Genomic DNA, 12884 nt, shown 5'->3' with positions numbered 1-12884 from the left:
AGAATAGATAATGGGTAAATTGGATAATCAGCAGCTGGAAAAACTTCGCGCCATGATCCCGGAAATGCGACGGGTCAAGCGGATCCATTTTGTCGGGATTGGCGGTGCAGGCATGTGCGGTATTGCTGAGGTGCTGATTAATGAAGGTTACCAAATAACCGGCTCGGATCTTGCACAGAATATCGTCACGGAGCGATTGGCATCCATGGGGGCGCAGATCTTTATCGGTCATCAAGCGAGCCATATAGAACAAGCCAGTGTGGTGGTGGTATCAACAGCGATTAAAGCTGACAACCCGGAAGTTGAAGCGGCAAAAGCTTTACGGATCCCGGTGGTCAGACGGGCAGAAATGCTTGCCGAATTAATGCGCTACCGGCATGGTATTGCCGTTGCCGGCACCCACGGCAAAACCACCACGACCGCGATGGTGACGCAGATCTTTTCTGAGGCAGGCCTGGATCCCACTTTCGTGAATGGCGGGTTAGTAAAAAGTGCGGGCACCAATGCACGTTTGGGAAGCAGTCGTTATTTGATTGCAGAGGCGGATGAGAGCGACGCGTCGTTTTTACACTTGCAGCCTATGGTCGCCATTGTGACCAATATTGAAGCGGATCACATGGATACCTATGGCGGTAGTTTCGCAAAACTGCAACAGACGTTTATCGACTTTCTCCATAATCTGCCGTTCTATGGTTTAGCGGTGGTGTGCATTGATGATCCCGTGGTTCGCGAGTTAATTCCGTCGATTGGTCGTCAAGTGATCACCTATGGGTTCTCGCAGGATGCGGATGTATGTTTACATGATTACCAGCAACATGGGCAATGTGGCATTTTTAAAGTGACACGCCCTGGCCGCGAAACCTTGACCATTCGCTTGAATACGCCAGGCCAGCACAACGCCCTGAATGCGGCAGCAGCGATTGCGGTAGCAACCGAAGACGGGGTGGACGACGACGCTATTTTACGTGCCCTCGCTAATTTTGCCGGGACGGGACGCCGTTTCGATCAACTTGGCGAGTTTCCGGTCGATGACGGCACTGCCTTGCTGGTGGACGATTACGGCCATCACCCTAGCGAAGTGGATGTTACGATTAAAGCCGCACGCGGTGGCTGGCAAAACCATCGCTTGGTTATGATTTTTCAGCCACATCGTTATAGTCGTACGCGCGATCTTTATGATGATTTTGCCAATGTGTTGGAAAAAGTCGATGTGTTGCTGATGCTAGATGTGTATGCGGCTGGTGAAACCCCGATTGCGGGAGCCGATGGGAGAAGTCTTTGTCGTAGCATTCGCGCTCGCGGTAAGCTGGACCCGATTTTTGTGCCGAATGCCGACGCCTTACCCTCCGCGCTCGCTAATGTTATTCAAGCGAATGACTTGGTTTTAACACAAGGGGCGGGAGATATTGGTAAAGTAGCGAAAAACTTAGCGGCAAAACAGCTAGACAAGGCTGAAATGGCACAATAAAACACAAGTTGGCAACGTAAAAACGGCGCGCAATTGCGCTCTTGGTGACCAAAAAATAGATTTTTATCGCGTTCAGGAGCCAAAATGCGCGCAATAGATCCCAGCTTATGTATGAAAATGCATATCTGTGTTGGAGTGCTTGGCGCGGGATCGCTATAATCAGTCGGTTTTTTCGCGATGAGTGTCAAGTAGCATCGACACAAGGCGATAAGATAGGTATGAGCATGGTTAATGCCCTTACACGAGTGCAAGGAATGGTGCAGCTGGATCGCCAAAAAAGCGCATCACTCGCGTTTTTAATTGGGGTTATTATCCTGATGCTCTTTGGTCTAGCTCGTGTGATTGATTGGATGAGTGATGAGCAGCAGCTCCCCTTATCGCAACTGATGCTCGAAGGCGACCAGACTTACGTGACAGCGATGCAAGTCCGAGAGGCGGTGTTGTCAGTGGGCGAGTTAAAGAGCTTTATGCTGCAGGATGTGGATAGCATCCAGAGCAGCATTGAGGCTCTGCCTTGGGTGAAGCATGTGGCCGTGAGAAAGCAATGGCCGGATACCTTGAAGGTGCACATCACTGAATATCGCGCTAGTGCGATTTGGAACGGGCAAAAGTTGCTCACACCAAGCGGTGAGGTTTTTGATGGTTCACCCAGTGATGTGGCTGACAAATCGTTAATTTCGCTACACGGCACACCCGGCTCAGCTGAAGAAGTGCTGGCGACGAGTCGTGAACTGGAAAAGAAACTGCGGAAAATTGGTTTATCGATACAAGCGCTGTCACTGAATAAACGTCGGTCTTGGCGTATCGTGACACGAGATGGCGTACGGATTGAGTTAGGGCGGACAGCCCGGCAAGAACGGCTTGCTCGCTTGGTCGCGTTATACCCGCGGATCAGTGCGCAAGATAAAACAATTGCCTATGTAGATTTGCGTTATGACACGGGCGCGGCCGTTGGCTGGAAAAGCGAAACAGGCCCCGCGAATAGCCAAGATTAAGAGATGGTGTGAATGAATAAAACGACAGATAAGTCACTGATAGTTGGGCTCGATATTGGGACGTCCAAAGTGTCTACTCTGGTCAGTGAAGTACTGCCAGACGGCACCATCAACGTACTGGGTGTGGGCAGCAGCCCATCACGCGGCATGGATAAGGGTGGCGTTAACGACTTAGAATCTGTGGTTAAATCTGTTCAGCGTGCGGTGAATGAAGCAGAGATGATGGCCGATTGCCAAATCAGTTCTGTCTATCTTTCTTTGTCAGGAAAGCACATTCACTGCCAAACTGAGAGAGGCATGGGGACAATTTCGGATGAAGAGGTTACCCAAGACGATATAGACAACGTGATTCATACCGCAAAGTCGGTCAAAATCAGTGATGAGCAGCGCGTGCTGCATGTGATCCCGCAAGAATACAAAATCGATTACCAAGAAGGGATCAAAAATCCGCTCGGCCTATCTGGCGTAAGGATGGAAGCCAGCGTGCACCTCATCACATGTCACAATGATACCGCGAAAAATATTGAGAAAGCCGTGGAGCGTTGTGGTCTTAGAGTCGATCAATTGATTTTCTCCGGGCTATCAGCGAGCCATGCGGTGATCACGCCGGATGAACGAGAGCTCGGCGTGTGCGTGGTCGATATTGGTGGCGGCACCATGGATCTTGCAGTTTGGACCGGCGGCGCACTTCGGCATGCCGAGGTCATTCCTTACGCGGGCAATGTGATCACCAGCGATATAGCCTATGCCTTTGGCACCCCACTGGCGGATGCAGAAGACATTAAAGTGAAATATGGCTGTGCATTGAGTGAGTTGGTGAATAAGGATGCAAAAGTCAATGTGCCGAGCGTGGGTGGACGCCCGTCGCGGACGTTACAGCGACAAACCTTGTCTGAAGTGATTGAGCCGCGTTGTTCAGAATTATTGGGGCTGGTGAATCAAAAATTAGTCGCCATTCAAGAAAAACTGCGTAGCGATGGTGTGAAACATCAAATGGCAGCTGGAATAGTGCTTACTGGCGGGGCATCACAAATGCACGGGCTGGTTGAATGCGCGGAACGCGTGTTCCAAAACCAAGTGCGTGTTGGACAGCCAGCCAATGTCACGGGACTGACTGATTATGTACAAGCGCCTTGCTATGCAACCGCGGTTGGGCTTTTACACTACGGTAAAGAAAGCTTGCTGACAGAAACGAGTGAACCAGAACAAAAGCGGGCTGTGGCTAGCTGGATTAAGACGCTGAGTAGCTGGTTTAAGAAAGAATTTTAACCCTGATGCGAACAGGAAGGACGGAGAGAACTCATGTTTGAACCGATGATGGAAATGTCTGACGATGCGGTGATTAAGGTCGTCGGCATTGGCGGTGGCGGTGGTAACGCCGTTGAACATATGGTGCGTGAGTCAATCGAAGGGGTTGACTTTATTAGCATTAATACGGATGCCCAAGCACTACGGAAAAGCAGTGTCGGCACGGTCATTCAAATTGGCGGTGATATCACCAAAGGACTTGGCGCGGGGGCAAATCCGCAAGTTGGGCGTGATTCCGCACTCGAAGATCGCGATGCGATTAAAGCTGAGCTCGAAGGTGCCGATATGGTATTTATCGCAGCCGGAATGGGCGGTGGTACCGGCACCGGGGGAGCGCCTGTTATCGCGGAAATCGCGAAAGAAATGGGGATTCTGACCGTTGCTGTGGTCACCAAACCTTTCAGCTTCGAAGGTAAAAAGCGACTGGCGTTTGCCGAGCAAGGAATCGAAGAGCTGTCAAAGCAAGTTGACTCGCTGATTACGATTCCCAACGAAAAATTGCTTAAGGTGCTAGGTCGCGGCATTACCTTGCTGGATGCCTTTGCGAAGGCGAACGATGTGTTACGCAATGCCGTACAAGGGATTGCAGAACTGATCACACGCCCTGGCCATATTAACGTCGACTTTGCTGACGTACGCACTGTGATGTCAGAAATGGGACACGCAATGATGGGCAGTGGTGTTGCAACGGGCGAAGATCGTGCTGAAGAAGCGGCAGAGATGGCAATTTCTAGCCCACTTCTTGAAGACATCGACTTGGCGGGTGCGCGTGGTGTGCTAGTCAACATTACAGCAGGCTTTGATATGCGTCTTGATGAGTTCGAGACTGTGGGTAACACCGTCAAAGCATTTGCATCAGACAATGCCACTGTGGTGATCGGAACGTCGATGGATCCAGAAATGAGCGATGAGCTGCGAGTGACTGTGGTGGCGACCGGGATTGGCAACGAACGTAAGCCAGACATTACCTTGGTCACCAATGCACAGTCTGGGCAAGCAAAAGCCGAGCCTAAAAAGGCACAGCCTTTGCAGGATAAACCTCAGGCGGCAAGTTCAAACCCAGCGGCGAAAGAGCAGCCAGCTGCTTCATCGAATGCAGCACCAAAATCGCAGACTGAGCATGATTATCTCGATATTCCTGCGTTTTTGCGTAAACAAGCTGACTGATCGCAATTGCTTGGTTTGTAGCCAGTGATGTGCTACCATCTCGCTCCCCTTGTCTAAGGTGACAGGGTAATGAGTGACGCAGAGCACACTTTTTTAAGAAAAAGTTGAGATAAGCCGATGATTAGACAGCGAACATTGAAAAGTATGGTCCAAACGACTGGTGTGGGTCTCCACTCTGGGCGTAAGGTTACGCTTACTCTGCGTCCGGCTCCTGCCAACACCGGTGTGATTTATCGTCGCACTGACATGGAGCCGCCGGTTGATTTTCCGGCCAACCCTGAGGATGTGCGCGATACCATGCTGTGCACCGCCTTAGTGAATGACGCGGGTGTTCGCATCTCAACCGTTGAGCATCTCAGTGCTGCAATAGCAGGAATGGGTATCGATAACATCATTATCGAAGTGAATGCGCCAGAAATCCCGATTATGGATGGCAGTTCAAGCCCGTTTATTTTCTTGCTGCAGTCTGCGGGTATCGATGTCCAAAATGCGCCAAAACGATTCATTCGTATCAAAAAGCCTGTTCGCATTGAAGACGATGATAAGTGGGCGGAACTGTTGCCTTATAATGGCTTCCGTCTCGACTTTGCCATCGAATTCGACCATCCGGCGATTGAATCGGAGCAACAAAACTTGGTGCTCGACTTCTCAAGTCAATCTTTTATTAAAGACTTGAGCCGCGCGCGAACCTTCGGTTTTATGCGTGATATCGAATACTTGCAGTCACAAAACTTGTGTCTGGGTGGCAGCTTTGACTGCGCGATTGTTCTGGATGATTATCGCATCTTGAACGAAGACGGCCTACGTTTTGACAATGAACTGGTTAAGCACAAAGTCCTGGATGCCATTGGTGACTTGTACATGTGTGGACACAGTATTCTTGGTGAAATGCGCGCCTACAAATCAGGCCATGCCTTAAACAACAAGCTGTTACGCGCGGTGTTGGCCGATCAAGAAGCGTGGGAGTGGGTCACATTTGAAGAGACTGAAACCTCTCCTGTGGCATTTGCTGAACCGGGAATGGTATTGGCCTAAGCGATATCCTTGCGCATAAGCTACTACTTGCGCATAAGCTACTACTTGCGTATACGCCACCAGATGGTGTGACCGCTGACAGAAAGCGGTATGAAGCCTAACCGCTAGGCATCGTAACCAAATACGAGATTAAGATAAAAAAGCCGGAGTTTACTCTGGCTTTTTTTGATCATGGGCCAGGTTAGCTAATGCTTCAAATCGTGCTTTTAATGTTGGGGAAGCGCCTTCCCCTAACGCGCGAAGCAACTCGCCAGAGGCTTGGCTAAGATGACGAGAAGGGGCCTTCTCGTGGTCTGTTCTGTCCGCGGCGGCTAATGCTGGATTAATATTCACCTCAATGGTCGTCAAGCTCGCGAGGCCTTTGGTGCGTAACACCGAGAGCAGGTGCTGACGCTCATAGTTAAGCCGCATGGCCCAAGCGGCGCTACCTACTTCAATCACTAATACGCCATCACGATAATTGGCAACGCGACATGCCTTTGAGGTTTCACCGGGCAACAATGCTAAGATCAGCTTGTTTAGCTTGGCAAGCTCGACCGCGCGTTGGGCAATGTTGTTGGAGTCGCTCTCTAGCAGGTGTAGCGTTGAGCGAGGACGATGGTCTCTCATAGCACAATAACTGCCTTTTTTGTCATCAATTCGGTGTGGGAACGGGCGCACAGCGTCTAATTTTCGCTAATTGATCCCTTGAGTCCTAGATTTGTCATAGGATGTGAGACTATTTTACCTTATCATACATGCGTGACCCCAGCATGTAAGCTAACCCATTTGATCAATTAGGGATTGCTGGGGGAGTACAATATACAGTGCGCGAATCATTCACAGGTAAGTGTCGCATGGGTACGGCGATAAGGGAGAACCTTTTTCCATTCCGTCTATCACATTATCAGTTACGTGGAAATTGTTGTGAAGCGGCGTGATCGCCCTTGAATTCTGTCCGATTTGGCTCCACTTAAAAGAGATAAGCCTTGTTATCTCATGTTGAATCGATGAGCTTAAGCCAACCCGCGTTGAACTGAAACACGCCAACAGAGTGGCAGTGTAGCGGCCGCCCATGTGGGAAGACCATTAAAAAGAGTACCGGCAACGCCATGTTATCGAAAGTCCTGACTAAAGTTATCGGAAGCCGAAATGACCGCACCTTGCGTCGGCTGCGAAAAGTTGTTGATGAAATCAACAAACTCGAACCCCAATTTGAAGCGTTGAACGACGATGCGCTAAAAGCTAAAACCGTTGAGTTCCGCGAGCGCCTAGATCAAGGCGCTGAACTGGATGAGCTTATTCCAGAAGCCTTTGCAACAGTACGAGAAGCCTCGAAGCGTGTCTTCGGTCTGCGCCATTTTGATGTGCAGATGATTGGTGGCATTGTGCTGCATAACGGCAAAATTGCCGAGATGCGTACCGGTGAGGGTAAAACGCTCACGGCGACCCTGCCTTCCTACCTGAACGCGTTAACCGGCAAGTCGGTTCACATTATCACCGTCAATGATTACTTGGCCGAGCGTGATGCTGAAACCAACCGTCCTTTGTTTGAGTTTCTAGGGATGACGGTTGGCGTCAATGTACCGAATATGCCGCCGGAAGCGAAAAAAGCCGCCTATGCGTGCGATGTGCTGTACGGCACCAATAACGAATTCGGTTTTGATTATTTGCGTGACAATATGGCGTTTCGCGCCGAAGACCGCGTTCAGCGTGATCGCTACTTCTCTATCGTCGATGAGGTCGATTCCATCTTAATTGATGAAGCGCGAACGCCATTAATTATCTCGGGGCCGGCAGAAGATAGCTCCGAAATGTATCAGCGCATTAATGCCTTGATTCCGAGCTTAAAGCAGCAAGCAGAAGAAGACACCGAAGATTATCAAGGTGATGGCCATTTCACGGTCGATGAAAAGGCGAAGCAGGTTTACATGACCGAAAACGGTCAAGAGTTTGTTGAAGACTTGCTGAAGAAAAACGGCTTGATGGGAGAGGATGATACCCTTTATTCGCCCGCCAACATCAGCCTTATCCATCACATTAATGCCGCCCTGCGCGCGCATGTTTTGTTTGAGCGTGATGTTGACTACATCATTAAAGACGACGAGATCATTATTGTTGATGAGCACACTGGGCGTACTATGCCAGGTCGTCGCTGGTCTGAAGGCTTACACCAAGCCGTAGAAGCCAAGGAAGGGGTGAAAATCCAAAACGAGAACCAAACGCTGGCCTCGATTACCTTCCAAAACTTCTTCCGTTTGTATGACAAACTCTCAGGCATGACCGGGACCGCTGATACCGAAGCGTTCGAGTTCCAGTCGATTTATGGACTCGATACCGTTGTGATCCCCACCAACCGTCCGATGGTGCGAAAAGACCATGCGGATCAGGTTTATATGACCGAGAAAGAAAAGTTTGTCGCGATTGCTGAAGACATCAAAGCACGTGCAAAAGCCGGTCAGCCTGTATTGGTGGGCACGGTATCGATTGAAAAGTCTGAGCTGTTGTCTGATGCGCTTAACAAAGATGGCATTAAGCACCAGGTACTGAATGCGAAGTTCCACGCGCACGAAGCGGATATTGTGGAGCAAGCCGGTTATCCAGGCGCAGTCACCATTGCGACCAACATGGCGGGCCGTGGTACGGATATTGTTCTGGGCGGAAGCTGGAAACAGGTTCTCGGTGATGTCGAAAACCCCACCGATGCCCAAGTGGAAGCGGCGAAAGAAAAATGGCAACAGCTGCACGACCAAGTGGTCGAAGCCGGCGGCTTACACATCATTGGTACCGAACGTCACGAATCGCGTCGTATTGATAACCAATTACGTGGTCGTGCTGGACGTCAAGGTGATCCGGGCTCAACCCGTTTTTATCTATCCATGGACGACTCACTGATGCGCATTTTTGCATCAGAGAAGGTGTCCAATATGATGAAGCGCCTCGGGATGGCTGAAGGGGAAGCGATTGAACACCCCTGGGTTAACAAAGCCATTGAGAATGCGCAGCGCAAAGTTGAAGGCCGTAACTTTGATATTCGTAAGCAGCTGCTTGAGTTCGATGACGTCGCCAACGATCAGCGTAAAGTGGTTTATGAATTGCGTGATGCATTGCTCGTCTCAAATGACATCAGTGAGATGATTGAGCACAACCGCGAAGACGTGGTTAATACCATTGTTAACCAATATATCCCGCCACAGTCGTTAGAAGAAATGTGGGATATTGCTGGGCTTGAGAAGCGCTTGAAAGCCGATTTTGATATCGAGCTGCCGATTCAACAATGGTTGGATGAAGATGACAAGCTCTACGAAGAGTTGCTGCGTGAACGTATTCTGACTGCCTTAATTGAGGTGTACAAAGGTAAAGAAGAAGCCGTTGGCGCGGAAACGCTGCGTAACTTTGAAAAGGCGGTCATGCTACAAACGCTCGACACCCTTTGGAAAGAGCACTTGGCGGCGATGGATCATCTGCGTCAAGGCATTCATTTGCGTGGCTATGCCCAGAAAAACCCGAAACAAGAGTATAAGCGCGAGTCGTTTGAGCTGTTTGAAGGCATGTTAGATGCATTAAAAACCGATGTCGTGACTGCTTTGAGTCGTGTTCGGGTTCAACAGCCTGACGACGTTGAGCGCATGGAAGCTGAACGTCAAGCACGTGCTGAGAAAGCGGCGCGTCAGCAACAGGTTAATCATGCACAGGCTGAAAACCAGTTTGATGATGGTGAAAGCGCTGAACGTGACGACAGCGGCAACGAAACCGTGGTACGTGATGGGCGAAAAGTTGGCCGAAACGAGCCTTGTCCTTGCGGATCAGGGAAGAAATTTAAACAGTGTCACGGTAGAATCTAGCCCCTGACCCTGTGTTAGCAAAAAGGCCGTTTTCGCGGCCTTTTTTTTATTATTAGGAGAGTGCATGAAACGGGTAAGTATTGCCGCGGGCATTATTGTCAATTCGGCACAAGATCAGGTGTTTATTACACGTCGTCACGATCAGGCCCACCAAGGAGGAAAGTGGGAGTTTCCGGGCGGGAAAATTGAAGGCAGTGAAACGCCTAAACGCGCTCTGCTCCGTGAACTCAAAGAAGAAGTGGGTATTGATGCCACCGAGGTCAGTCCGTTTATTTCGTTAGACTTTGATTTTCCAGACAAAGCCTTGAGCTTAGATTTTTTCTTAGTGTGTCGTTTTGATGGTGAGCCGGCTGGTTGTGAAGGCCAAGAGGGGGTTTGGGCGCCTATCGCTGAGCTGGATAACTATACGTTTCCAGACGCGAATGACGCCGTACTTGAGAAAATTCACGCCCGATTTTGACTCGGTTGCACTAGCACTAGCACTAGCACTAGCACTAGCACTAGCACTAGCACTAACACCAAGACTAACACGCGAGCGGGGCGAAGGACGCTCGATATTGTGTTAATACAGTTTGCTACGCGAAGTGAGCGCAGCCTGCTCAGTGAAGTGAATGCAGCCTGCTCAGTCGGGCTGCTCTTCTGACCACAAGTCATCATCCGAGATATCAGGTGCACCGGGGATGGCTTTTTCTTCACTGGCCCACTCGCCTAAATCGATCAGTTGACAGCGTTTACTACAAAATGGACGGTGTGGACTCACCTCTCCCCAAACCACAGGCTGTTGACAGGTCGGGCATTTCACCACAGTGGGGGTATTACTCACGTACTTCTCCTTAACAGACACTGATATGAACAGGCATATTGTCGGCGACCTCATGATCATCGTCAAATGGCATAAACCGGATGGCGAAGCGGTTTTTATGGCCTGATACCAAAGGATACACGCCCAGATCCGGTGCCAGTTTTAGCCGAATTAAACAAGCGCCATCGGCTTCTTGTTGATAAAACCCTTGTTTTACTGTTGCGGTGCCACCGTGTGCGCTTTCGCGTGTTAGTTGCAGCCAAAAAGCGAGTGCATCACGCAGCGGCGATAGGGTAGCCATCCAAGTTTGAATCGCATTTTGCCGGGCCGCGAGCGGCTGATGCAACCAATAATGGAAAACGGGTAAATCAAAACTGCAACTGCCTCCGGGAATCGAGAAGCGTTGCTTGATGCTGGTTAAGAAGCGATCTTCCCGCAGTGGCTGACCAAAGCGTTTGGCCTGGAGCACCGAACGTTGGTGCGCGGCCACCTGATCGAGTAGCTGATTCAGCTGGGTTTGATCCACTTGCGGTACGTTTGCCCATGCGTTGAGCTTTTTCTTCAGTTTATCCAAATCCTTGGCTAAGTCTGCTTTTACTTGCACCTGCTCTAAAATTTCCAATAAATCGAATAAACTGCGGAAAAATTGAATATGGTGGCAGGGTGCTGAAAGGCCGCTCACTTCGTCCAGTTGGTCGAGCAGGTACTCCAGGCGCAAATAAATACGCACCTGTTCATTGAGTGGGTGTTCATACACAGTGAGGCTGGTCATAAGCGTTGAGCTATCCTGTCCGGCTATACACCGGCGTTTGCCTGGGTTGCCAAGGTTAAATACGTGTGGTGTAAGGCATCAACTTGTCGATCAAGTTCCGCCTCCGTGTGGGTATTGTCGATCACGTCATCAGCCACGTCGAGGCGTTGTTGACGACTGGCTTGCGCGGCCAAGATTGCCTGAACTTGTTGTTGGCTGACCTGATCGCGCGCCAAGGTTCGGGTTATCTGGGTGGCCGGGTCAACATCCACCACAAGGATGCGATCGGCTAATGTCATCAGGTTATTTTCTACTAATAAGGGCACGACAAGCAAACAATACTGAGATTGCGCGTCGGCGCAAGCTTGAATCATGCGGGTACGAATCAACGGGTGGAGTAAATCGTCAAGCCATTGCTTGTCGTCTGGTTGGCTAAATACACGCTCACGAAGCCACGCCCGCGCCAGGCTACCATCATGATTTAATGCCAACGCACCAAAGCGCGCCACAATCGCATCCAGTCCTTGGCTGCCAGGTTTTACTACCTCACGTGCAATCACGTCAGCATCGACAATATCGATCCCTTTTGCGGCAAACCGGTCCGCTACTGTGGTTTTACCGCTACCAATCCCGCCGGTTAATCCGACTACCCATGCCATTAGATGACTCCTAAAATGTGTGACAGATACCAGTGTAACAGGCTATCGCCCCAAAGCAGACTTAGCCAGCCAGCCGTGGCAATGAAAGGGCCAAAGGCAAACGCATGTTGCATACCTTGCCGCTGAGAACGAAGCCATAGCGCGCCGACAACGGCCCCGCTCATGGAGGCCATTAAAATTAACAGGGGTAACGCTTGCCAGCCCACCCAAGCGCCCAAGGCAGCAAAAAGCTTAAAATCACCGTAGCCCATGCCTTCTTTGCCAGTGATCAGTTTGAATGTCCAAAATAAGCTCCAAAGGCTGAGGTAGCCAATCATGGCGCCTGTTACGCTGTCTGCCAATGATACTGGGCTGACGCCGATGAGTGCGAGTGCGATCCCGGCCCAAAGAAGCGGCAACGTGATTTGATCGGGGAGCAGCATGGTGTCCCAGTCGATCATCGTCAGCGCAAGTAATGTCAGGCTTGCGCCCATCACTGCGATGGCCCACCCAGGTGAGGTGATGAGCCAAGCGGGCAGTATGCAGACGAGGGCGCCCATCAGCTCAATTAACGGATACCGCTTACTGATCCGGGTTTGACAATGCCGGCAGTGGCCTTTTAATGCGAGCCAGCTAATCAGCGGGATATTGTCGTACCAAGCAATCGCTGTGTGGCAATGTGGGCAATGCGAAGCGGGTAAGCTTAAATCAAAGCGCGTGTCGTCTGGCGCATCGATATTGGCGTCAGGAAAGCTAAGCCGGCATTCTTGGCGCCACTGGCGTTCCATCATTGTCGGTAAACGGGCGATCACCACGTTTAAAAAGCTGCCAAAAACCAGACCCAGCAGGCCGGCTATCACGATAAAAAACGGGGAGGAGAACACCAACATGACACC

Annotated in this window: 12 protein-coding genes; 7 read left to right on the top strand and 5 right to left on the bottom strand. The window is 50.5% G+C overall.

Features of this window, described 5'->3' with window-relative positions:
* The first annotated feature begins 10 nt into the window (after positions 1-10).
* The 5 genes from murC (at position 11) to lpxC (ending at position 5973) form a co-directional block, all read left to right on the top strand.
* Positions 11-1468 carry a UDP-N-acetylmuramate--L-alanine ligase gene (murC, locus tag BZJ21_RS03845; RefSeq protein ID WP_077459859.1) on the top strand — a complete coding sequence of 486 codons (1458 nt, stop codon included), beginning with the start codon at positions 11-13 and terminating at the stop codon, positions 1466-1468.
* A gap of 224 nt (positions 1469-1692) precedes the next feature.
* Positions 1693-2463 (top strand): cell division protein FtsQ/DivIB, encoded by a 771-nt coding sequence (locus BZJ21_RS03840; protein WP_158075498.1) that lies wholly within the window; start codon positions 1693-1695, stop codon positions 2461-2463.
* Between the two features lie 12 nt (positions 2464-2475).
* The gene (gene ftsA / locus BZJ21_RS03835; protein ID WP_077459858.1) at positions 2476-3732 is read left to right on the top strand and encodes a cell division protein FtsA; all 1257 of its coding nucleotides are present in this window, start codon (positions 2476-2478) and stop codon (positions 3730-3732) included.
* 33 nt (positions 3733-3765) lie between these two features.
* Complete coding sequence (ftsZ, locus tag BZJ21_RS03830; protein ID WP_021022615.1) at positions 3766-4938, top strand: cell division protein FtsZ; 1173 nt, start codon at positions 3766-3768, stop codon at positions 4936-4938.
* A gap of 117 nt (positions 4939-5055) precedes the next feature.
* Positions 5056-5973 carry a UDP-3-O-acyl-N-acetylglucosamine deacetylase gene (lpxC, locus tag BZJ21_RS03825; RefSeq protein ID WP_025744297.1) on the top strand — a complete coding sequence of 306 codons (918 nt, stop codon included), beginning with the start codon at positions 5056-5058 and terminating at the stop codon, positions 5971-5973.
* A 150-nt stretch (positions 5974-6123) separates the two neighbouring features.
* Here the strand turns inward: lpxC and BZJ21_RS03820 are convergent, their stop codons facing one another.
* A complete protein-coding gene (locus BZJ21_RS03820; RefSeq protein WP_021022613.1) occupies positions 6124-6582 on the bottom strand; it encodes a DUF721 domain-containing protein in 459 nt (152 codons plus the stop codon).
* A 482-nt stretch (positions 6583-7064) separates the two neighbouring features.
* Between BZJ21_RS03820 and secA the strand changes: the two genes are divergently transcribed.
* Together secA and mutT are read left to right on the top strand one after the other, a co-directional pair.
* Positions 7065-9797, top strand: coding sequence for a preprotein translocase subunit SecA (gene secA / locus BZJ21_RS03815; RefSeq protein ID WP_077669158.1), 2733 nt, complete (start codon positions 7065-7067; stop codon positions 9795-9797).
* A 64-nt stretch (positions 9798-9861) separates the two neighbouring features.
* A complete protein-coding gene (mutT, locus tag BZJ21_RS03810) occupies positions 9862-10257 on the top strand; it encodes an 8-oxo-dGTP diphosphatase MutT (protein WP_021022611.1) in 396 nt (131 codons plus the stop codon).
* A 162-nt stretch (positions 10258-10419) separates the two neighbouring features.
* On the opposite strand, the gene yacG is transcribed toward mutT, so the two are convergent.
* From yacG to BZJ21_RS03790, 4 genes are read right to left on the bottom strand one after another with little or no spacing between them, the layout of a single operon-like run.
* Positions 10420-10620 carry a DNA gyrase inhibitor YacG gene (gene yacG / locus BZJ21_RS03805; protein WP_021022610.1) on the bottom strand — a complete coding sequence of 67 codons (201 nt, stop codon included), beginning with the start codon at positions 10618-10620 and terminating at the stop codon, positions 10420-10422.
* A 10-nt stretch (positions 10621-10630) separates the two neighbouring features.
* Positions 10631-11371 carry a cell division protein ZapD gene (gene zapD / locus BZJ21_RS03800; protein WP_021022609.1) on the bottom strand — a complete coding sequence of 247 codons (741 nt, stop codon included), beginning with the start codon at positions 11369-11371 and terminating at the stop codon, positions 10631-10633.
* Between the two features lie 23 nt (positions 11372-11394).
* Positions 11395-12009 (bottom strand): dephospho-CoA kinase, encoded by a 615-nt coding sequence (gene coaE / locus BZJ21_RS03795; protein ID WP_077660117.1) that lies wholly within the window; start codon positions 12007-12009, stop codon positions 11395-11397.
* On the bottom strand, positions 12009-12878 hold the full coding sequence (locus BZJ21_RS03790) for a prepilin peptidase (RefSeq protein ID WP_077459854.1): 870 nt from the start codon (positions 12876-12878) through the stop codon (positions 12009-12011). Before BZJ21_RS03790 ends, coaE begins: the two co-directional genes overlap by 1 nt.
* Positions 12879-12884: the final 6 nt, after the last annotated feature.

The organism is Salinivibrio costicola subsp. alcaliphilus (assembly GCF_001996185.1).
In the GTDB taxonomy this organism is placed as follows: Bacteria; Pseudomonadota; Gammaproteobacteria; order Enterobacterales; family Vibrionaceae; genus Salinivibrio; species Salinivibrio costicola.
The sequence above is the reverse complement of the archived record's forward strand: the minus strand, read 5'-3'. Positions and strand labels throughout refer to the sequence as shown.